Here is a 21,528-nt window from a genome sequence, read left to right on the forward strand (position 1 = left end):
GGCCGGCTCGAATTGGATCGCAGTCGTACATGATACCCGCAGCCCCCCTTCCGACGCAGCCGCGCCGCTGGCAGCAGCTCTGGCGCGATGCCGTGCGCGATCCGCGCGAGTTGCTCGACCTGCTCGGCCTGCAGCCCCAGGCGCTGGGCCTGTCGCCCGAGGCGGCCGCCCAGTTCCCCCTGCGGGTCCCGCGCGGCTTCGTGGCGCGGATGCGTCCCGGCGACCCCTCCGACCCGCTGTTGCGCCAAGTCCTGCCGCTGGATGCGGAACTGCGCCCGGCGCCCGGTTTCGGCCTGGACGCGGTGGGCGACGGCGCGGCCAAGGCTGGGCATGGCGTGATCCAGAAGTACGCCGGCCGCGCGCTGCTGGTGGCGACCGGCAGCTGCGCGGTGCATTGCCGTTACTGCTTCCGTCGCCATTTTCCCTATGCCGAGGAAACCGCGGCGGCCGGCGGCTGGGGCGCGGCACTGGCGGCGATCCGCGACGACGCTTCGATCGAGGAGGTCCTGCTGTCGGGCGGCGACCCGCTGTCGCTGTCGACCGCCAAACTCGTCGAACTGACCGATGCGCTGCGCGGCATTCCTCATGTGCGTCGCCTGCGCATCCACACCCGCCTGCCGATCGTGCTGCCAGAGCGGGTCGACGCTGAGTTGACCGACTGGCTGTCCGCACTGCCCTGGCCGCTGGTGATCGTGGTCCACGCCAACCACGCCAACGAGTTCGACAGCGATGTCGATACGGCGATGCGCCGCCTGCGCGCCACCGGCGCAGTGCTGCTCAACCAGGCGGTTCTGCTCAAGGGGGTCAACGACCGCGTCGAGACGCTGGCGGCACTTGCCGAACGCGGGCTCGACGCCGGTGTGCTGCCCTACTATCTCCATCAGCTCGACCGTGTCGCCGGCGCGGCCCACTTCGAGGTCGACGATGCGACCGCGCTCGCGCTGCACGCCGCGCTGGTGGCCCGGCAGTCTGGCTATCTGGTGCCGCGGCTGGTCCGCGAGGTCGCCGGCGACACATCCAAGCGCGCCTTGACCCAGTCCTCGGATGGACGCCTGGCGCCCCCCGTGGCATAAGGCGCTCATCACCGGAGACCCGCATGCCAGAGAGCAACGCCGATTCCGCGCTGCGCCTGCTGATTGTCGACGAACGCGTCGAGGATGCCGAGGCGGTCGTCAGTGGGTTGCGCAATGCCGGCATCGCCGTGCGCCCGCTGCGGGCGGCCTCTTCCGACGAGCTGGGCCACATGCTGACCGGCCAGGTCATCGACGTGGCGATCGCCGCGCAGGCGGCGGTCACCCTGCCCTTCGCGCGGGCGATGCAATGCATCGCCGACAGCGGCCAGGACATCCCGGTCATCGCGCTGGTCGATACGCTCGACGAGGCCGCGTTCGTCGACGCAGTGCTCGGAGGCGCGCGCACGGTGGCGTTGCGCCACGCTCCGCAGCAACTGCTGGCCGCGGTGCGCGATGCCTGGGCCGACCGCCAGGCGCGGCGCAACCTGCGACGGCTCGAGGCACGGGTCCGCGAAAGCGAACGCCGCTGCGATGCGCTGATCGACTCCTCGCGCGATCCCATCGCCTACATCCACGAGGGCATGCACATCCGCGCCAACGCGGCCTACCTGGAAATGTTCGGCTACGGCGACTTCCAGCAGATCGAAGGCGTCTCGCTGTTGGACATGGTGGCGCCGCAGCATGTCGATGCCTTCAAGGCCCTGCTCAAGTCGCTCAGCCGCGGCGAGCCGCCGCCGCTGCGCCACGAGATCGAGGCCCGCGATGCGGAGGGTCAGGCGTTTCCGGCCGCCATGGAGTTCACGGCCGCCCAGTACGAGGGCGAACCCTGCCTGCAGGTCGTATTCCGGCGCCGGGAGTTGATCGATCCGGAGCTCGCCTACGAGCTCGAAGCGCTGCGCCAGCGCGACCACGTCACCGGCCTGCTCAATCGGCCGGCGTTCCTGCGCGAACTCGAGGACGCGGTTGACGACGCTGCGCGCGGGCAATCGCGGCACGGTTTTCTGATGATCGAGCCCGACCGCCACCAGCAACTGCTGGCCGACATCGGCCTGGACCATGCCGACGAGCTGCTGGCGGCCGTCGCCGCGCGGCTCGAGTCGCTGCTCGAAGGGACGGCGATCGCCGCGCGTTACGGCGGCACGACCTTCGCGGTGCTGCTGCGCGAGGGTGACTACCACGCCACAGCCGCCTTGGCCGAGCACCTGCGAGCGGGCTTCGCCGATCATGTGTTCGAGGTGGGCGCGCGCTCGACCGTGGTGACGTTGAGCATCGGCGGCATCCAGATCGGCGAAACCAGCGCCAACCTCGGCCAGGTCCTGGCACGCGCGACGCAGGCACTGGAGTCGGCTTCCGGCGCCGGTGGCGACCAGTGCGAGGTGTTCGACCCGGGCGCTGCCGACCGGCTGGAGCAGGAGCGGCTGCAGTTGTGGATCGCGCGGCTGCGCACCGCGCTCGACCACGATGGGTTCGTGCTGCACTACCAGCCGGTGATCAACCTGCAGGGCGATACCGCGCCGGTCTACGAATGCCTGCTGCGGCTCGACAGCGGCGACGGCGAACTCGTCGCGCCGGGCACATTCCTGCAGATCGCCGAGGACCACGGCATGCTCGCCCAGATCGACCGCTATGTGGTCGGCCGGGCGATCGCCGCAATCGCCCGGCGCCTGCACGAGGGACGCCCCACGACGCTGTTGGTGAAGGTCAGCCAGGCGTCGCTCGAGGCGTCGGGGCTTGCGGCGTTCATCGGCGAGCAACTGGCCCATCACCAAGTGCCGGGCCGGTATCTGGTCGTGCAGTTGCCCGAGTCCAAGGTATTCACGCATCTCAAGGCGACACAGGCCTTCGCAGCCCACGTCGCCCGCCTCGACTGCGTCTTTGCGCTCGAGCAGTTCGGCGCGGGGCTGGATTCGTTCCAGTTGCTGAGCCATCTGCAGCCGAATCTGCTCAAGCTCGACCGCAGTTTCACTCAGGACCTGCCAGCCAACGCCGACAACCAGGCCCGCATCGGCGAGATCGCAGCGCGTGCGCGTCAGATCGGCATCCGCACGATCGCCGAGTTCGTCCAGGACGCGGCCAGCATGTCGATCCTGTTCGCCGCCGGCATCGACTACGTGCAAGGCAATTTCCTCGCACCCGCCGGCCCGGGCATGCACTACGACTTCGAGTAGCCACCACGCGGCGCGAATCCGCGCTCCGAAAATGCTTGGCCGACGTCAGGGGAATCTGGCTTGTGCCCACCCGATCACTCGATCACTCGATCAGGGCTTTCTTCTCCGGAACGCGCGTCGCGCCGGCCGGGGACTGCTCCCCGGCTCGGTCATCCATCCATGGATGACAAACCGGGGTCAGAGTGCAATTTCGCCTCGCGAAATTGCACTCTGACCCCGGTTTTCCGTCTCAAACGATCTCGGTAGCGGACTGGCCACCGGTGGCCGCGCCCGAGTCAAGGCAGAGTGAGCATGGATGGCGTGCGCGGCATGCCGCGCATCCATGCGAACGCCACGCGTGCTTCGCGTGGCCGGACCGCGCACGGGACCTGCCGAGGGGAGAGCGGCTTCCGGCCGGCCGATGCCCATCCGAAATAGAAGTCGGTCACCGCACCTCACAAAAAAAAGCCCGCCGAAGAGGCGGGCTTTTCGTTCCACTAGCACATGAGGCTCAGGCCACCACGCCCTGCCGGACGCTGCTGCCGTCGAGGTTGGCGTTGCGCAGCGCGGTGATGCGCTCCTCGAGCGGCGGATGGCTCATCAGCAGGCGCTTGAGGCCACCGCCGACGCCGCCGCTGATGCCGAACGCAGCGACCTGCTTGGGCAGCGTGCTCTCGCCATAGGTCTGCGCCAGCCGCTCGAGCGCGGCGATCATCTTCTCGCGGCCCGCCAACTGGGCACCGCCGGCATCGGCGCGGAACTCGCGATGGCGCGAGAACCACATCGCGATCATCGACGCGAACAGACCGAAGATCATGTCGAGCACGAACACGATCGTGAAATAGGCAATGCCACCACCGCCGTTATCGCGGCCGCCGCTCAGGTAGCCGTCGATCGCACGGCCGACCACGCGGGCCAGGAAGATCACGAAGGTGTTGAGCACGCCCTGCAGCAGCGTCATCGTCACCATGTCGCCATTGGCGACGTGGCTGACCTCGTGCGCCAGCACCGCCTCGGCCTCTTCGCGCGTCATCGCGCGCAGCAAGCCGGTCGATACCGCCACCAGCGAGGCGTCGCGGCGGGCGCCGGTGGCGAACGCGTTGATCTCCGGCGCGTCGTAGATCGCGACCTCGGGCATGCCGATACCGGCCATCTGCGCCTGCCGCTGCACGGTCGTCAGCAGCCAACGCTCGGCCTCGTTGCGCGGCTCGGTGATCACCTGGGCACCGGTGAAGCGCTTGGCCGACCATTTGGAGATCGCCAGCGTGAAGAACGCACCGCCGAATCCGAACAGCGCGGCGAACACCAGCAACCCGGCATAGGTCGAAGGATTGATGCCGAGCACGGCCATGACGATGCTGACCAGGGCCAGCACGGCGAAGTTGGTGGCGATGAGGAGGGCGTAGCGCTTGAGCATCGGGGGCCTTTTTGAGGTCTGCCTGCGTCTGGCGGGAGTCGGAATGTGTGCGAAGAATTTGCGCACGCGCCCCCATGATTTCAATTCACGGGCCGCGATGCCACAGTGTGCGCCCCGTGACAGTTCATGTTCGAGACAGTTCCGGCGCGATGTCGCCTTCTGCCCTTCCCCCTTGCGGCCGCTTTGCGCCGTCCCCGACCGGGCCCCTGCATGCCGGGTCGCTGGTCGCCGCGCTCGGCAGCTGGCTGATGGCGCGCCGTAGCGGTGGGCAGTGGCGGGTGCGGATCGAGGATGTGGACCGGCCACGCGAGGTCGCCGGCGCGGCCGACGCCCAGTTGGCGATGCTGCGCGCCTGCGGTCTGGACTGGGACGGCGAGGTCGTGCGCCAGAGTGCCCGCGAGGCCCTGTACCAGGCGGCGCTCGACCGGCTGCTGGCCGACGGCCATGCGTTCGTCTGCCACTGCACCCGCAGCACGCTGGCGGCGGCCGGCGGGATCCATCGCGGTCGTTGCGTCGCACCCCGCCCGCGCCCGGACCCGGCGATCCGCCTGCGCGTGCCGCCGGGTACGCAGATCGCGTTCGACGATGCGCTGCGCGGCCGGATCGAACAGGACCTGTGGACGGAGGTCGGCGATTTCGTGCTGCGCCGGGCCGACGGACTGTGGGCCTACCAGTTGGCGGTGGTCGTCGACGATGCCGACCAGGGCATCACCGACGTGGTCCGCGGCGCCGACCTGCTCGATTCCACACCACGGCAGATCCTGCTCCAGCAGCGGCTCGGGCTGCCCATCCCGCGCCACGCGCACCTGCCGCTGCTGCGCGACGCCACCGGGCGCAAGCTGTCCAAGTCTCTCGGCGCGGAGGCGCCCGACCCGGCCGCTCCTCTGCCCGCCCTGCGCGCGGCCTGGCAGGCGCTGGGGCAATCGCCGCTCGCGGCCGACAGCGTGCAGGCCTGGCGCGCGCGCGCGCTCGAGTGCTTCGATCCGGCGCGCATTCCGATCGTCGATCCGGTTGGTGCATCGCACACTGGACGCGCTTGTCAGCATGGCTAGACTGGCTTGTCGTCGCCATGGGGGCGACGCCTGCATCGCAATGGGAGGGCGGCAATGAGCGCACGCGTGGCATTGGTCACCGGCGGCACCGGCGGTATCGGCACGGCCATCGTCAGGCGCCTGGCCGACAGCGGCTATCGCGTCGCCACCAACTACCGCAACGCCGAAAAAGCGCAAGCCTGGCAGCGGCAGTTGCGCGAGGCCGGCTACGAGGTCGCGATCGCGGCCGGGGATGTGTCCGACCACGTCGAGGCCGAGCGCATGGTGCGCGAGCTGGAGTCTCAGCTCGGGCCTATCGATATCCTGATCAACAACGCCGGCATCACCCGCGACGGCACGTTCCACAAGATGCAACCGCAGCAGTGGCAGGACGTCATCGGCACCAATCTCAACTCGGTCTACAACGTCACCCGTCCGGTGATCGAGGGCATGCGCGAGCGCAAGTGGGGCCGGATCATCCAGATCAGCTCGATCAACGGCCTCAAGGGGCAGTACGGCCAGGCCAACTACGCCGCGGCCAAGGCCGGCATGCACGGCTTCACGATTTCGCTGGCGCGCGAGAACGCCAAGCTCGGCATCACCGTCAACACGGTCTCGCCCGGCTACGTCGCCACCGACATGGTGATGGCGGTGCCCGAGGAGGTGCGCGCCAAGATCGCCGCCGACATCCCGACCGGGCGGCTGGGACGCCCGGAGGAGATCGCCTACGCGGTCAACTTCCTGGTGGCCGAGGAAGCGTCGTGGATCACTGGCTCCAACCTCGACATCAACGGTGGCCACCACATGGGGTGGTGAGGGGGCGACCGCGCCGCGCGTCCATACCGCGGCGAACGGTCTGCAGCGCGTTGCGGCCGGCCGCATTCATGCCTTGTTCCAGTTGCGCCCCCTTCCCCGCTGCGCCATGCTGCGCGGCATCAAAGACTTGAGTACCGGCTTCATGGGCGCCACGCGCATCATCAAGAAGTACCCCAACCGTCGGCTCTACGATACGGAAATCTCCAGCTACATCACCATCGAGGACGTGCGCCAACTCATCGTCGACGGCGAGAACTTCGAGGTGCGGGATGCCAAGAGCGGCGAGGACCTGACCCGCTCGGTCCTGCTGCAGATCATCTCCGACCAGGAGTCGGACGGCGAACCCGTGCTCTCGACCCAGCTGCTGAGTCAGATCATCCGCTTCTACGGCGATTCGATGCAGGGATTCATGGGCAGCTACCTGGAACGCTCGATGCAGGTCTTCCTCGACCAGCAGCAGCAGTTCCGCCAGCAGATGGGTGGCCTGCTCGGGCAGACGCCGTGGGCGATGATGAACCAGCTCACCGAGCGCAATCTGGAAATGTGGAAGGAATTCCAGAAGACCATGACCGGCGGCGTCCACACCGATCGTCCGGGCGACAAGCGCGGCCGCTGAGCCGACGCACCGTGTCCGTGCCCGACCGGGCGCCCTCCCGCATGAACTCGCCCCCTCGAGTCGCGCTGGTCACCGGCGGCCTGGGCGGCATCGGCCGCGCGATCTGCATGCGTCTGGCCGCCGCTGGCTGCCGCGTGGTCGCCGCCGACCTGCCTCGCGATCCTGCGCGGCGCCAGGCCGGTCTCGACCCGCTGCCGACGCAGATCGAGACACTGGCGCTGGACGTCGGCGACTTCGACGCCTGCGCGGCGGCAGTCGCCGACATCGAAGCACGGCATGGCCGGCTCGACATCCTGGTCAATGCCGCTGGCATCACCCGCGACGCCACCCTGCGCAAGATGACGCGTACGCAGTGGGACGAAGTGCTGCACATCGACCTGGGCAGCGTGTTCAACCTCTGCCGCCATGCGGTCGAGGGCATGGCGACGCGCGGCTTCGGGCGCATCGTCAACATCGGTTCGGTCAGTGGCCAGACCGGCAATTTCGGCCAGACCAACTACGCCGCGGCGAAGGCCGGGCTGCACGGATTCACGATGGCGCTCGCACGCGAGGTCGCCGCCAAGGGCGTCACCGTCAACAGCCTGTCGCCCGGCTACGTCGCCACACCGATGACCGCGGCGATGCCGCCTGAGGTGCTCGCGCGCACCGTCGCCAGCGTGCCGGTGGGCCGCGTCGGCCAGCCCGACGACATCGCCCGTGCGGTCGCGTTCCTGGCGGCCGACGATGCCGGCTACATCACCGGCGTCAACCTGCCGGTCAACGGCGGCTTGTTCATGAGCTTCTGAGGCGCCCGGCCGCGCACGGTCAGCGGGTGGCGGTCTGTGCGTCCTCGCAGAACTTCGCGCGGTACTCGAGCGCCTTGGGCATCAGTCCCTCCAGGGTCTGGATGCGGGTGCCGGGATTGGGATGGGTCGACGAGAACTCCGGCGGCGCCTGTCCGCCGCTGGCCTCGCCCATGCGTTGCCACAGCGGCACCGCTTCGCGCGGATCGAAGCACGCTGCCGCGGCAAGCATCAGCCCGACCGCATCGGCTTCGGTCTCGTGCTTGCGCGCATAGGGCAGCAGATAGCCGTAGCCCATGGCCGCCATGACCATCTGCTGTTGCTGGGGATCCATCCCGCTCATCGCGCCGGCGGTCTGACCGATCTGGGTCAGCCGCTGCTGGGCCATGCGCTGGGCGCCGTGGCGCAGCAGCGCATGCGCGATCTCGTGGCCCATCACCACCGCCATCGCATCGGCGGTCTGCGCCACCGGCACCAGCCCGGTGTAGACCGCCATCTTGCCGCCGGGCAGGCAGAAGGCGTTGGCCTGGTCGGACTCGATGACATTGACCTCCCAGTCGAAGGTCTCGGAAAAGCGCGTCGGCGCCAGTCCGTTCTCGCGCGCCAACTCGGCCTCGACCACCCCGACCTTGGCGATCAACCGATCGGCGATCGCGCGCACGTCGCGGGCGACCGGGCTGTCGGGCGCGACCGCACGCTCCTGGCCCAGAATCTCCTCGTAGGCCTGCAGGCCGAGCGCCTTCTCGTCGTCGACGCTCAGGCCGCGGTCGATCAGCACCGTCTCCCCGGTGACCGGATCGACCGAGCGGTTGGAGATGTAGTAGTACGCGCCGTAGAGCCCGAACAGCAGCAGGATCACCCACCGCAGGTTGAAGCCGCGACGCGGCGCACGCCCGGGCTGCTGCCGGCTGCCACCGAAGGGATCCTGTCTCATCTCGTTCTCCAGTGCCGGAAAGGCCGGCGGCGGTCAAAGGTCGCGGACGACGCGGAAGCCGATTCTGGCATTGGTCGTGTCGACGGAGGCGAGTGCCCGCCAACTGGCGCGGGTCTGGGCCGGCGAGCTCGCCCAAGAGCCCCCCCGGATCACCTGGTCGCGGCAGCCCGGATTGACCCAGGCCGAGCCGTCTTCCGGCGCCCGGCGGTAGGTCGCATGCCAGCAATCGGCCATCCATTCGCTGACATTGCCGGCCAGGTCGTACACCCCCCAGCGATTGGGTGGGAAGCTGGCGACCGGGGCCGGCCCCCAGTAGCCGTCGCCGTAATCGGCGAACGCATTGCCCCAGGTCCGCCCCGAAGGCGAACGGTCGAGGGCGCCGGTGACGTTGCCGGCCTCGGGCGGCGGCGTGCCTTCGCCCCACGGCCAGCGCTCGCTGGTGCCGGCGCGATACGCGTACTCGAATTCGGCCTCGCTCGGTAGCCGGTAGCGCTGCCCGCTCTGTGCCGACAACCAGTCGACATAGGCCTGCGCGTCCTTGGCGCTGACATGCAGCACCGGCATGGTGTCGCCGGCTGGGCGACCGACATAATCCGAGCGCCAGTCGACGTTGCTGCGGCGCAGGAAGTTGCCGGTGCGCTCGTCGTAGACCATCGAAAAGCCGCGGCGCATGGCACGGGTCTGGTAGCCGGTCGCCTCGATGAAGCGCCGGAATTCGGCCACGCTCACTTCGCGCACGCCCATCGCAAAGCCCCGCTCGAACCGGACCGCATGGCGCGGCTTTTCGTTGTCGTCGGCGGTCTCGTCGCCGGGCAGTGCGCCCATCATGAAGCCGCCGTGCGGCAATACGACCAGTTGCGGCCCGCGCGCCCCGCCTTCCAGCGCATCGGTGAATACCTGGCCGGGCCGGAAGTCGCCGTAGTGGACCGCCCGATCGATGCGCTCGCGCAGGTCCAGCGCCACCGGGTCGCCCGGCGAGGCGATCGCCAGGATCTCGGCCAGTCGCGCGCGCGCGGTCGCAACGCCATTGATCTTCGGCAGCGCCTCCACGCCGGCATCGCGCAGCCGCTGGATGCGCACCGCGCGCATGTGCGCGATGCGCCGCTCGGCATCGGGCACGGTCGCAAAGCCGGGCCGGACGGTCGTGGCGTAGGCCAGCCAGCGCGCGGCGGTACGGAAATCGCCCTGTGTGCCGGCGTCCTCGGCGCGCCGGATCAGCGCGCTCTCGACCGCGGCCAGGCCTTGTAGCGCGCGTGGCTGGCCGGGTCGCAACGCCGCCGCCTCGCGGAAACCCGCCAATGCGCCGCCGCCCTCCTCGCCCAGTTCGCCGGCGGCGAGTGCGCGCTCGGCCTCGCGGTTGAGGTCCCACAGCCGATCGCTCTCGTCGACGCGCTCCAGGTACCGGACCACGGCCTCGTCGTCGGCAGCGAGGTAGCGCGCGACCGCGGCAAACTCGTGCGCGGCGCGCAGGCCGGCGATCGAATCGCGGTTGTCGGCCTCGTCCAGCGCACGATCGCCCAGTGCGAGCAGCTTGGCCTGGGCCCGGCGCAGCGCGGCGCGCGCCGCGCGCGCGTGACCGGGCACTTGCTGCAGGGCCAGATACAGCGGGATCGCCGAGTCGGCGGTCGCGTACAGGTCGTCTGCGGCCAGCGCCTCGGCAGCGCGCTTGCGGGCTTCGTCGACGGCCTCGGGGGCGATCGTGACCGGTGGCGGCTGCCAGTTGAGCTCACCGGCGATCCGGTCGTCGCCGCTGATGGTCACGCTGCCGTCGCCGCCTGAGGCCTTTTCGCTGCGGGTGTCGCCGTCACAGCCGCTGCCCAGCAGCAGCAACGCGCCCAGCACTCCGACCACGACGACTGCGCGCAACGCTGGCTCCCATGACCGCATCGCGTCAGATTAATCGATCGCAGCCGAGGCGACGATGCGCCGGCTTCACGATTGCCGCTCCCGCATGCCGCCGTTAGGCTGTCGCGCATGCCCTCTTCCAATGCCTGCTGGATCGACGATCCGGCGATTCTCCAGTCCCGACTCCAGGCGGCCTCCGTCCGCGTCGGGCTCGACACTGAATTCATCCGCGAGCGGACCTTCTGGCCCCAACTGGCCCTGGTGCAGGTCGCGCTCGAGCGCGACGATGGCGGCATCGATGTGCTGCTGGTCGACCCGCTGGTGCCCGGCATGCTCGAGGCGTTGCGCCCGCTGCTGGCCGACCCGGCCATCGTCAAGATCATGCACAGCGCCAGCGAGGACCTGGTCGCGCTGGGCCATGCCTGCGGCGTGGCGCCGGCGCCGCTGTTCGACACCCAGATCGCCGCGGCGCTGGCCGGCACCGGTTCGGGCATGGGCTACCAGCGGCTGGTGCAGGACACGCTCGGCATCGCGCTGCCCAAGGGCGAAACCCGCTCGGACTGGCTGCGGCGGCCGCTGTCGCCGACCCAGCTCGAATACGCCGCCGACGATGTCGAGCACCTGTTCGCGCTGCACGAAACGCTGGCCGCGAAGATCGCGGCGCTCGGCCGCGAGGCCTGGCTGCAGGAGGACTGCGCGCGGCTGGTGGCAACGGCCGGCAACATGGAAGGCGAGCGCTGGCCGCAACTGGGCGGTCGCACCGGGCTGTTTCTGGATGCCGACGCGCAGCGCCGCCTGCTGCGCCTGCTGCGCTGGCGCGAGCACTACGCCCGCAGTCACGACCGGCCACGCAGTTGGATTCTCGACAACGAACTGGCGACGCTGCTCGCTCGCGACCCGCCGGTCGATCCGGCCGCGCTGCAGCGCCGGCTCGACGCCCATCCCAAGGCCCCGCGCAAACTCGGCGCCGCGATCTGGGACGCGCTGAACACCGAACTGCTCGACGAGGCCGAGGCGCCGATCGCACGCGCCGAGGAGCCCGACCGCAAGCGCCTGAAACAACTGCAACAGGCGGTGGCCGCACGCAGCGCCGAACTCGGCCTGCCCGATGGCGTGCTCGCTTCGCGCAAGTGGCTCGAAGCCTTGGTCGAAGGCGCCGACTGGCCCGGCGCGTTGTCGGGTTGGCGCCGCGCCCAGCTCGAACCCACGCTCGCGCCGTTGCTAGAAAAGGCTGGCGGGTTGGTCGAACGCTCCGTATAATTGCGCCCATCGTGGGGCGGTAGCTCAGCTGGGAGAGCGTCGCGTTCGCAATGCGAAGGTCGGGAGTTCGATCCTCCTCCGCTCCACCAAGTCATTCCCGGTTCGAACACGAAGGGTTGGACGGTCCGCCGTCCAACCCTTCGTCGTTCTGCCCAAGGGGCGCGCCCACTCGCCTGGCGTTACGCGCTATTTGCCCAGATGGCGACGCACATCCGCGGCCATCGGCCCCACGGCCGCGACTGCTTCGCGCAACTGCTCTGGGGTGACATCCAGCGCCTGGGTCCAATAGCGAAGCTCGTCATCCTCGTCGACGTTGATGCGATCGCGATCGGCGGCGCCGGTCTTGCGCTTGTCGTCGGACATGGTGGTCTCCAAAGGCTGCGGTGGCGCCACCTTCCCGCCGTGGATGTGGGCCGTGCGTGAACCGCGTCAGACGGTCGCAACCTCGATCCAGGTCGGCGCATGGTCGCTGGCGCCGGGCTCGAGCCGCAGCCAGCGATCCACGCCCGCCTTGCGCACCCGCTCGGCCAGCGCCGCGTTGACCAGCAGATGGTCGATGCGCAGGCCGCGGTCGCGCTCGGCGTGCTGCCGGAAATGGTCCCAGAACGTGTAGACCTGCGCCTGATCGCCGAGCACCTGACGCAGCGCATCGGTCCAGCCCTGCGCCAGCAGCCGCTCGAAGGCGTCGCGCACCTCGGGCTGGATCAGCGCGTCCTTGCGCCAGGCCTTGGCATCGTAGACATCCGCATCGGTCGGGATGACGTTGTAGTCGCCCATCAGCACCACCGGATGCGCCAGCCCGACCAGCGTGCGCGCATGCTTGGCCAGCCGCTGCATCCACGCGAGCTTGTAGTCGAACTTGGGGCCGGGCTGCGGATTGCCGTTGGGCAGGTACAGCGCGCCGACCACGATGCCGTGCACCGCCGCCTCGATGTAGCGGCTCTGCGCATCGTCCGGATCGCCAGGCAGGCCGCGCCGGCTCTCGACCGGCACCGTATCGCGACCGAGCAGCGCGACGCCGTTCCAGGCCCGCTGCCCCTGCCAGATCGCCCCATAGCCGGCCGCTTCCAGCGCTTGGGCCGGGAACGCGGCATCGGCAGCCTTGAGTTCCTGCAGCGCGACGATGTCCGGGCGCGCCGCCTCCAGCCAGGCCAGCAACTGCGGCAGCCGCTTGCCGATGCCATTGACGTTGAACGTGGCCAGCTTGAGGGTCTTCTTGCGCGCCATGGCGCCGGGCTCCGGTGACGGGGCTGCGTGCCGCAGTGGGCCCCGACCATAGGACCGGCGCAATGGCCAGCGGGTGAAAAAGAGGCTTCGTCGGAAATCAGAAAAACCGGGGTCAGAGTGCAATTTCGCCTTGCAAAAATTGCACTCTGACCCCGGTTTTGCCGGCGGCGCTCGGGCGGGGGTCCTGCCCTCTCGCCAACGGGGGGCGGAAGGTGTACAAATGTACACCATGCCCTCCCTTCCTCCCCAACGTGCCGCCGTGCTGGCCTTCGTCCGCGACCGGATTCGTGCCGGCCGGCCGCCGAGCCTGGCCGAGATCGCCGCGCACTTCGGTTTCGCCTCGCGCAGCGCCGCGCACAAGCATGTCCAGGCGCTCACCGCCGTCGGCTTGCTGGAGGCACATCCACATCACAAGCGCGGCCTGAGCCTGCCCGGCGAGGACACGCGCCCGCCGTTGCTGGCGCTGCCGGTGCTGGGCCGGGTCGCGGCGGGCGTGCCGATCGGTGCCGATATCGGCCTCGACCGCCAGCTGTGGCTCGACCGCGGTGTGTTCTCGCTGCGGCCCGACTACCTGCTGCAGGTGCAAGGCGACTCGATGATCGACGACGGCATCCTCGACGGCGACCTGGTCGGCGTGCACCGCAGCGCCGATGCCCGCGATGGGCAGACGGTGGTCGCCCGGCTCGACGGCGAACTGACCATCAAGCGGCTGCAGCGGGGCGCCGACGGCATCCGCCTGCTGCCGCGCAACCCGGCGTATGCGCCGATCGCAGTGCCGCCGGGCGCCGACTTCGCGATCGAGGGCCTGTTCTGCGGACTGGTGCGGCAGGGCTGATGGGCCAGGTCCTGCCCCTGGACGCCTTGCTGGCCGCGCGCACGGTCTGGCACGCCGGCCGCGGAACGGCGACGGCCGGCGATGGCGAGCCGACCGGCATGGCCGCACTCGATGCGGTGCTGCCCGGCCGCGGCTGGCCGCGCGGCGCGCTGACCGAACTGCTGCTGCCGGCCGATGGCGTCGGCGAGATCGCGTTGCTGTTGCCGGCGTTGGCGCGCATGACCGCCACCGGCGGGCGGGTGGTATTGGTCGATCCGCCCTACGTCGCCTATGCGCCGGCCTGGCAGGCCGGCGGTGTCGACCTGGCCAGGCTGGAGATCGTGGTCGCGCCACCGCGCGATGCCCTGTGGGCCTTCGAACAGTGCCTGCGCAGCGGCGCCTGCGCGGCGGTGCTGGGCTGGCCGCGGACGGCCGACGACCGTGCGCTGCGCCGGTTGCAGGTCGCGGCCGACGCCGGCGACTGCTGCGCCTTCGCGGTGCGCGACCGTCGGCACGCGGTCAACGCCTCCCCAGCCGCGCTGCGGCTGGAATATCTGCCCGCCGACAACGCGTGGCAAGTGCGCAAGTGCCGCGGCGCGCAGCCGCCGGCGCGCCCGATCCGGCTGGCTCACTGATGCCGCCGCGCCCGTCCGCATGCAGCGCAGTCCCGACCGCGCCGCGGCCAGCGCTCCGGCTTCCGTGGCGCAGGCCCCGCGACTTCGCCCGCGCGCAGGCGTGAACCCGCCATGCTCTGGACCTGCCTGCTGCTGCCGCAACTGGCGCTCGACGCCGTCCTGCGCCGCCTCGACGATCCCGACGCCCCGCTGGCGCTGGTCGAAGGCCCGGCGCAGTTGCGACGCCTGCACGCGGTCAACGCCGCCGCCGCTGCCGCCGGCCTGAAATCCGGCATGCGGCTGTCGGCCGCGCATGCACTGTTGGCCGACGTGCGCACCGTCGATCACGACGCCGGGGCCGAGGCGCGCTGCCAGCGCTTCCTCGCCGCCTGGGCCTATCGCCACAGTTCGCTGGTCAGCGCGCAGTGGCCGCGTGCGATCGTGCTCGAGGCCCAGGCGAGCTTCCGCCTGTTCGGGCCCTGGCCGACATTCGAGCATCGGCTGCGTCGGGAGCTCGACACGCTCGGCTTCCGGCACCGCATCGCGCTGGCGCCGACACCGCGTGCGGCGCGCGTGCTCGCCGGGCTGCGCGACGGCCTGGCGGTGACCGAGCCGAGCGCGCTGCGGGCCCTGCTCGACCGCGCGCCGATCCGGCGGGCGGCACTGCCCGACGATACCGGCGAACGCCTGCACCGCATGGGCCTGCGTCGCCTGGCCGACGTGCGCGGCCTGCCGCGCGATGCGCTGCGACGCCGTTGCGGGATCGCGGTGCTCGACCATCTCGATCGGCTCTACGGCGATGTCGACGACCCGCTCGACTGCTACGCCCCGCCCGACCGGTTCGATGCCCGCATTGAACTGGGCTACGAGGTCGAGAGTCACACCGCGCTGCTGTTTCCGCTACGCCGGCTGACCGGCGACCTGGCGACCTACCTGTCGATCCGCGACGGTGGGGTGCAGCGCTTCACGCTGCGGCTCGAGCACGCCAGCGGCCGCACCGAGGTCGAGGTCGGCCTGCTCGCGCCCGAGCGCGACCCGGCGCTGCTGTTCGAACTGGCGCGCAGCCGGCTCGAGCGCACCGGGGTCGACCGCCCGGTCGTCGCGCTGGGCCTGGTCGCCCACCAGTTGCCGCCATTCGTGCCGGCCAGCCGCGACCTGTTCGATCCGCGTCCGCAGCAGGCCGTGGACTGGCCGCAGCTGCGCGAGCGCCTGCGCGCACGGCTGGGCGACGACGCCGTGCATCGCGTCGCCCCGGCCGGCGATCCACGGCCCGAACGCGCGTGGCGGCGGGTGTCCGGCGACGACGCCGCCATCGAAGCCGCCCCGCCCCGGCCGCCGCGCCCGGCGTGGCTGTTGCCCGAGCCGGTCCCCCTGCGCGACCCGCGGCTGCGCGTGCTGTCCGGGCCCGAACGGCTGGAAAGCGGCTGGTGGGACGATGGCGACGCGCGCCGCGACTACTACTGCGTCGAGACCTCGAACGGGCAACGCGCCTGGGCCTTCGTGCCGGTCGGCGAACGCGACGGCTGGATGCTGCACGGGTGGTTCGCATGACCAGCGTGCGCAGGCCGATTCCAACGCCCACGGAAGCGCTGCGATGAGCACGATCGACGGCGTCGACCGCGATACGCCCGGCGGCCAGCCGCCGCGGGCCTGGACGGTCGCGCACCGGCTGCGCGAGGCGGCCAACGACGCGGTCGCCCCCGATGCGCGCGCTGCCGGATCGCCGCCCTACGCCGAATTGCACTGTCTGTCGGATTTCTCGTTCCTGCGCGGCGCCTCCGATGCCGAACAGTTGTTCCAGCGTGCGGTGCATTGCGGCTACGAGGCGCTGGCGATCACCGACGAGTGCTCGCTGGCCGGGATCGTGCGCGCGCTCGAAGCCTCCGAAGGCACCGGGCTCAAGCTGATCGTCGGCAGCGAATTCCGGCTCGTCGACGGCCTGCGCTGCGTGCTGCTGGTCGAGACGATCGCCGGCTACCGCACGCTCTGCGCGCTGATCACCCAGGCACGGCGCGCTGCCGCCAAGGGCCATTACCGGCTCACACGCGAGGACATGGCCACCGTGCTGCAGGGCGACGCCGACGGGCTGTTCGCGCTGTGGCTGCCGGGCGAAACCCCCGATCCGGACGAGGGCCGCTGGCTGCACGGCCTGTTCGGCGCGCGCGCCTACCTGGCCGTAGAGCTGCACCGCGAACGCGATGACGCCGCGCGCCTGGACGCGCTGCTGGCACTGGCGCGCACGCTGGGGCTGCCGGCGCTGGCCAGCGGCGATGCGCACATGGCCACCCGGCGCGAGCGCATGCTGCAGGACACGCTCACCGCGATCGCCCGCAACACCCCGCTGGCCGACTGCGGCGCGCACCTGTTCCGCAATGGCGAGCGCCACCTGCGCACCCGGCGCGCGCTGGGCAACATCTATGGCGCGGCGCTGATGGAGGCGGCCGCGGCGCTGGCGGCGCGCTGCACCTTCAACCTGCGCAGCATCCGCTACGACTATCCGGTCGAGCTGGTCCCCGACGGCCACGCCCCGACCACCTGGCTGCGGGTGCTGACCGAGCGCGGCATCATTGAGCGCTGGCCCGACGGCCCGACGCCCCAGGTGCGCGAGCTGATCGAATTCGAGCTCGCACTGATCGCCAAGAAGGGCTACGAGGCCTTCTTCCTGACCGTGGCCGATATCGTCGCGTTCGCCCGCAAGCAGGAGATCCTGTGCCAAGGCCGCGGCTCATCGGCGAACTCAGCGGTGTGTTACGCGCTGGGCATCACTGCGGTGAACCCCGACGAGACCCGCTTGCTGATGGCGCGCTTTCTGTCCGAAGAGCGCAACGAGCCGCCCGACATCGACGTCGACTTCGAGCACCAGCGGCGCGAGGAGGTCATCCAGTACGTCTACGCCAAGTACGGGCGCGAGCGGGCCGCACTCGCCGCGACGGTGATCAGCTACCGCGGCAAGAGCGCGGTGCGCGATGTCGCCAAGGCCTTCGGCCTGCCCGACGATCAGATCGCGCTGCTGGCCACCTGCTATGGCTGGGGCAACGGCGACACGCCGATGGAACAGCGCATCGCCGAGGCGGGCTTCGACCTGCACAACCCGCTGATCCGCAAGATCCTGCTGGTGACCGAGGGCTTGCGCGGCCATCCGCGGCACCTGTCGCAACACGTCGGCGGTTTCGTCATTTCCGATGCCCCGCTCTCGCACCTGGTTCCGGTGGAGAACGCGGCGATGGCCGATCGCACGATCATCCAGTGGGAAAAGGACGACCTGGAGACGATGCAATTGCTCAAGGTCGATTGCCTGGCGCTGGGCATGCTGACCTGCATCCGCAAGACGCTGGACCTGGTGCGCGGCCATCGCGGGCGGGACTTCGCGCTCGCGACCTTGCCCGGCGAGGACGAGGCGACCTACCGGATGATCCAGATCGCCGACACCGTCGGCGTGTTCCAGATCGAATCGCGCGCGCAGATGGCGATGCTGCCCCGGCTCAAGCCCGCGCGCTTCTACGACCTGGTGGTCGAAGTGGCCATCGTGCGCCCCGGCCCGATCCAGGGCGACATGGTGCATCCGTACCTGCGCCGGCGGCAGGGTCGCGAGGCGGTCGACTATCCCAACGACGAGATCCGCAGCATCCTCGCACCCACGCTCGGCGTGCCGCTGTTCCAGGAGCAGGTCATGGAACTGCTGATGAAGGCGGCCGACTACAGCGACAGCGAGGCCGACCACCTGCGGCGCTCGATGGCGGCCTGGCGGCGCGGCGGCGACATGGAGCAGCACCGGGTGCGGGTGCGCGAGCGCATGCTGCGGAAGGACTATTCGCCCGAGTTCATCGACCAGATCTTCGACCAGATCAAGGGCTTCGGCTCCTACGGCTTTCCGCAGAGCCACGCCGCCTCGTTCGCCAAGCTGGTCTATGCCAGTTGCTGGCTCAAGCGCCACGAGCCGGCCGCATTCGCCTGCGGGCTGCTCAACGCCCAGCCGATGGGCTTCTACTCGCCCAGCCAGATCGTGCAGGACGCCCGCCGCGGCAGCGCGCAGCGCGCACGCGTCGAGGTGCTGCCGGTCGACGTGCTGCACAGCGACTACGACAGCACGCTGGTCGGCGGCCGTCCCTGGCGCAGCGAGGCCGATCCGGGCGCCCAGCCGGCAATCCGGCTCGGCCTGCGCCTGGTCGCGGGGCTGCCCGAGGCGGCCGCGCACCGCATCGTCGCCGAACGGGACCGACGCCCGTTCGCCGACATCGCCGACCTGGTCCTGCGCGCCGGCCTCGAGGCCAAGGCGCGCCAGGCGCTGGCCGAGGCCGATGCGCTGCGCGGGCTGGCCGGCCATCGCAATGCCGCGCGCTGGGCGGTCGCCGGCATCGAGCAGCGGCGCCCGCTGCTGCCTGGCAGCCCCGACGAGGCCGAGGTCGCCCTGCCCGCGCCCGCCGCCGGCGAAGAGATCCTGTCCGACTACCGGGCCCTGGGCCTGAGCCTGGGCCCGCATCCGATGGCGCTGCTGCGTCCGCAGATGGCCGCGCGACGGATCATCGGCCTGCGCGAGTTGCAGGCCCGGCGCCACGGCAGCGGCGTGCACGTCGCCGGCCTGGTGACCCAGCGCCAGCGCCCGGCCACGGCCAAGGGCACGATCTTCGTCACGCTCGAGGACGAGACCGGCATGATCAACGTCATCGTCTGGTCGCACCTGGCGATCCGCCGCCGGCGCGCCCTGCTCGAATCCCGGCTGCTCGCCGTGCGCGGCCGCTGGGAACGGGTCGACGGCGTCGCCCACCTCATCGCCGGCGACCTGCACGACCTCAGCGACCTGCTCGGCACGATGCCGCTGCCCTCGCGCGATTTCCATTGAGCCGCGGCGCCTGCGCACCCGGTTCCTGGCCCCCCGCAACCGGCCTTCCCTACTTTTGCGTGCCGGCCCCCCTGCGCCACTGTGTCGTTGCTGGGCGACCGCGCATCACGCCACCCCGTTCTGCGCGCTTGCCCAGGCCGCTCGCCGGCCGGCAGCGCGGTCGTCCGGGGAACGCCCGGACGTTATAATGAAGGGATGGCCCCGTAGCTCAGCTGGATAGAGCATCCCCCTCCTAAGGGGAAGGTCGCACGTTCGAATCGTGCCGGGGTCGCCAGTTCCGCGACCATCCCCCAGCGGCTGTCCCGCCGCGTCGCACCCCCTTCTTCGCCAGCGCCGCCCCGCGGCGCCAGCGCACACCAGGAGTTTTTCGCGATGTCCCATCCCGTCCTCACCGCGCTCGGCCTCGATTCCACCGAATCGGGCACTTATCTCGGCAACAACGAATGGGCCCGCGATACCGGTGCCGGCACGCTGACTCCGGTGAATCCGGCCAGCGGCGAGTCGCTGGCACAGGTGCTGGCAACCTCGCAGGCCGACTACGAGACCATCGTGACCCGTGCCCAGGCCGCGTTCCGCGAGTGGCGCACGACGCCGGCGCCGCGCCGCGGCGAGGCGATCCGGCTGTGCGCCGAAGCGCTGCGCACCCACAAGGACGCGCTCGGCTCGCTGGTCGCACTGGAGATGGGCAAGTCCAAGCCCGAAGGCGACGGCGAAGTGCAGGAGATGATCGACATCGGCGAGTTCGCCGTCGGTCTGTCGCGTCAGCTCTACGGCCTGACCATGCATTCCGAGCGCCCCGGCCACCGCATGTACGAGCAGTGGCATCCGCTGGGCCTGGTCGGCGTGATCAGCGCGTTCAACTTCCCGGTCGCGGTCTGGGCCTGGAACAGCTTCGTCGCCGCGGTCTGCGGCAACGTCACCATCTGGAAGCCGTCGCCGAAGACGCCCTTGTCGGCGATCGCGTCGATGAAGATCTGCAACGAGGCGCTGCGCGCCGGCGGCTTCCCGGACATCTTCTTCCTGTTCAACGATGCCTGCAGCGATCTGGCCCAGGCGTTCGTCGACGACAAGCGCATCGCGCTGGTCAGCTTCACAGGCTCGACCCGGGTCGGCCGCCACGTCGGCGAGCGCGTCGCGCGTCGCATGGGCCGCTCGCTGCTCGAACTGGGCGGCAACAACGCAATCATCGTCGATCCGACTGCCGACCTGAAGCTGGCGATCCCGGCGATCGTGTTCGGTGCGGTCGGCACCGCCGGCCAGCGCTGCACGACCACCCGCCGGCTGTTCGTGCACGCCTCGATCTTCGACGACGTGCTGGCCAAGCTCAAGACCGCCTACGCCCAGGTCGAATCGCGGATCGGCGACCCCACCGATGCGGCCAACCTGATGGGCCCGCTGAACTCGCGCGACGCGGTGGACGCCTACCTGGCCGCGATCGAGAAGGCCAAGGCCGCCGGCGGCACGATCGAGAGCGGCGGCAAGGCGCTCGACGACCGCAAGGGCTTCTTCGTGCTGCCGACCCTCGTCACCGGCCTGTCGAACGATGCCGAGGTGGTGCAGGCCGAGACCTTCGCGCCGATCCTCTACGTCATGAAGTACGACCAGCTCGACGAGGCGATCGACATGCAGAACGACGTGCCGCAGGGCCTGTCGTCGGCGATCTTCACCAACGACCTCAAGGCCTCCGAGCGCTTCCTGTCGGCGCGCGGTTCGGACTGCGGCATCGCCAACGTCAACATCGGCACGTCCGGTGCCGAGATCGGTGGCGCGTTCGGCGGCGAGAAGGAGACCGGCGGCGGCCGCGAGTCGGGCTCCGATGCCTGGCGCGCCTACATGCGCCGGCAGACCAACACCATCAACTACTCCGACGCCCTGCCCCTCGCCCAGGGCATCAAGTTCGACCTGTGAGACGGACCAGCGCCCTGGCGGTCACCAGCCTGGTCTGCGGTCTGTTGGGCTGGAGCCTGCTGCCTTGGCTGGGCAGCCTGGTGGCGGTGATCACCGGCCATCTGGCGCGTGCGGAAATCCGCCGCACGTCCGAGCTCGACGGCGACGGCATGGCCGTGGCCGGGCTGGTGCTGGGCTATGTGCAGTTCGTCGCGACGGTCGTCGGCATCGTGGTGTTGCTGCTGTTCTTCGGCGGCCTGTTCTGGCTCGGGACGGCGACCTGAG

Annotated in this window: 18 protein-coding genes and 2 tRNA genes; 15 read left to right on the top strand and 5 right to left on the bottom strand. The window is 70.3% G+C overall.

Annotation, left to right across the window (positions count from 1 at the left end):
• Window positions 1-29: 29 nt before the first annotated feature.
• Both epmB and ABE505_RS08585 read left to right on the top strand, forming a co-directional pair.
• A complete protein-coding gene (gene epmB, locus ABE505_RS08580) occupies window positions 30-1,073 on the top strand; it encodes an EF-P beta-lysylation protein EpmB (RefSeq protein WP_346444131.1) in 1,044 nt (347 codons plus the stop codon).
• Window positions 1,074-1,096: 23 nt separating this feature from the next.
• On the top strand, window positions 1,097-3,181 hold the full coding sequence (locus tag ABE505_RS08585) for an EAL domain-containing protein (RefSeq protein ID WP_346444129.1): 2,085 nt from the start codon (window positions 1,097-1,099) through the stop codon (window positions 3,179-3,181).
• Window positions 3,182-3,671: 490 nt separating this feature from the next.
• Here the strand turns inward: ABE505_RS08585 and htpX are convergent, their stop codons facing one another.
• Window positions 3,672-4,577, bottom strand: a complete 906-nt coding sequence (gene htpX / locus ABE505_RS08590) for a protease HtpX (protein WP_346444128.1) — start codon at window positions 4,575-4,577, stop codon at window positions 3,672-3,674.
• Between the two features lie 149 nt (window positions 4,578-4,726).
• Here htpX and gluQRS point away from each other — a divergent pair, with 149 nt between their 5' ends.
• The 4 genes from gluQRS to phbB (ABE505_RS08610) all read left to right on the top strand — a co-directional run bounded on the left by gluQRS (window position 4,727) and on the right by phbB (ABE505_RS08610) (window position 7,825).
• Window positions 4,727-5,629 (top strand): tRNA glutamyl-Q(34) synthetase GluQRS, encoded by a 903-nt coding sequence (gene gluQRS / locus ABE505_RS08595; protein ID WP_346444126.1) that lies wholly within the window; start codon window positions 4,727-4,729, stop codon window positions 5,627-5,629.
• Window positions 5,630-5,683: 54 nt separating this feature from the next.
• Window positions 5,684-6,424 (top strand): acetoacetyl-CoA reductase, encoded by a 741-nt coding sequence (phbB, locus tag ABE505_RS08600; RefSeq protein ID WP_346444124.1) that lies wholly within the window; start codon window positions 5,684-5,686, stop codon window positions 6,422-6,424.
• An 82-nt stretch (window positions 6,425-6,506) separates the two neighbouring features.
• On the top strand, window positions 6,507-7,040 hold the full coding sequence (phaR, locus tag ABE505_RS08605; RefSeq protein ID WP_346446195.1) for a polyhydroxyalkanoate synthesis repressor PhaR: 534 nt from the start codon (window positions 6,507-6,509) through the stop codon (window positions 7,038-7,040).
• A gap of 41 nt (window positions 7,041-7,081) precedes the next feature.
• Window positions 7,082-7,825, top strand: coding sequence for an acetoacetyl-CoA reductase (gene phbB, locus ABE505_RS08610; protein ID WP_346444123.1), 744 nt, complete (start codon window positions 7,082-7,084; stop codon window positions 7,823-7,825).
• Between the two features lie 19 nt (window positions 7,826-7,844).
• Here the strand turns inward: phbB (ABE505_RS08610) and ABE505_RS08615 are convergent, their stop codons facing one another.
• Window positions 7,845-8,756: a M48 family metallopeptidase gene (locus ABE505_RS08615; RefSeq protein WP_346444122.1), complete on the bottom strand. Its 912-nt coding sequence runs from the start codon at window positions 8,754-8,756 to the stop codon at window positions 7,845-7,847.
• A 33-nt stretch (window positions 8,757-8,789) separates the two neighbouring features.
• The gene (locus tag ABE505_RS08620; RefSeq protein ID WP_346444120.1) at window positions 8,790-10,622 is read right to left on the bottom strand and encodes a formylglycine-generating enzyme family protein; all 1,833 of its coding nucleotides are present in this window, start codon (window positions 10,620-10,622) and stop codon (window positions 8,790-8,792) included.
• Window positions 10,623-10,730: 108 nt separating this feature from the next.
• Between ABE505_RS08620 and rnd the strand changes: the two genes are divergently transcribed.
• Together rnd and ABE505_RS08630 are read left to right on the top strand one after the other, a co-directional pair.
• Window positions 10,731-11,861: a ribonuclease D gene (rnd, locus tag ABE505_RS08625; protein ID WP_346444119.1), complete on the top strand. Its 1,131-nt coding sequence runs from the start codon at window positions 10,731-10,733 to the stop codon at window positions 11,859-11,861.
• A 13-nt stretch (window positions 11,862-11,874) separates the two neighbouring features.
• A tRNA-Ala gene (locus tag ABE505_RS08630) sits at window positions 11,875-11,950 on the top strand.
• Between the two features lie 97 nt (window positions 11,951-12,047).
• On the opposite strand, the gene ABE505_RS08635 is transcribed toward ABE505_RS08630, so the two are convergent.
• Window positions 12,048-12,224 carry a DUF3606 domain-containing protein gene (locus ABE505_RS08635; protein ID WP_346444117.1) on the bottom strand — a complete coding sequence of 59 codons (177 nt, stop codon included), beginning with the start codon at window positions 12,222-12,224 and terminating at the stop codon, window positions 12,048-12,050.
• Between the two features lie 66 nt (window positions 12,225-12,290).
• Window positions 12,291-13,088 (bottom strand): exodeoxyribonuclease III, encoded by a 798-nt coding sequence (locus ABE505_RS08640; protein ID WP_346444116.1) that lies wholly within the window; start codon window positions 13,086-13,088, stop codon window positions 12,291-12,293.
• Between the two features lie 229 nt (window positions 13,089-13,317).
• Here ABE505_RS08640 and lexA point away from each other — a divergent pair, with 229 nt between their 5' ends.
• The 7 genes from lexA to ABE505_RS08675 all read left to right on the top strand — a co-directional run bounded on the left by lexA (window position 13,318) and on the right by ABE505_RS08675 (window position 21,527).
• Entirely contained in the window at window positions 13,318-13,923 is a 606-nt protein-coding gene (gene lexA, locus ABE505_RS08645) for a transcriptional repressor LexA (RefSeq protein WP_346444114.1), read from the top strand.
• On the top strand, window positions 13,923-14,537 hold the full coding sequence (gene imuA, locus ABE505_RS08650; RefSeq protein ID WP_346444113.1) for a translesion DNA synthesis-associated protein ImuA: 615 nt from the start codon (window positions 13,923-13,925) through the stop codon (window positions 14,535-14,537). The genes lexA and imuA overlap by 1 nt, the downstream gene beginning before the upstream one ends.
• Window positions 14,538-14,648: 111 nt before the next feature.
• Entirely contained in the window at window positions 14,649-16,067 is a 1,419-nt protein-coding gene (locus ABE505_RS08655) for a DNA polymerase Y family protein (protein WP_346444111.1), read from the top strand.
• A 43-nt stretch (window positions 16,068-16,110) separates the two neighbouring features.
• Window positions 16,111-19,356 carry an error-prone DNA polymerase gene (locus ABE505_RS08660; RefSeq protein ID WP_346444110.1) on the top strand — a complete coding sequence of 1,082 codons (3,246 nt, stop codon included), beginning with the start codon at window positions 16,111-16,113 and terminating at the stop codon, window positions 19,354-19,356.
• A gap of 197 nt (window positions 19,357-19,553) precedes the next feature.
• Window positions 19,554-19,630: transfer RNA gene (locus ABE505_RS08665), tRNA-Arg, on the top strand.
• A 98-nt stretch (window positions 19,631-19,728) separates the two neighbouring features.
• Window positions 19,729-21,264, top strand: a complete 1,536-nt coding sequence (locus ABE505_RS08670) for an aldehyde dehydrogenase family protein (protein WP_346444108.1) — start codon at window positions 19,729-19,731, stop codon at window positions 21,262-21,264.
• Complete coding sequence (locus tag ABE505_RS08675) at window positions 21,261-21,527, top strand: DUF4190 domain-containing protein (protein ID WP_346444106.1); 267 nt, start codon at window positions 21,261-21,263, stop codon at window positions 21,525-21,527. The genes ABE505_RS08670 and ABE505_RS08675 overlap by 4 nt, the downstream gene beginning before the upstream one ends.
• The last annotated feature ends 1 nt before the right edge of the window (window position 21,528 follow it).

It is taken from the genome of Luteimonas sp. TWI382 (assembly GCF_039674545.1).
GTDB lineage: Bacteria > Pseudomonadota > Gammaproteobacteria > Xanthomonadales > Xanthomonadaceae > Luteimonas.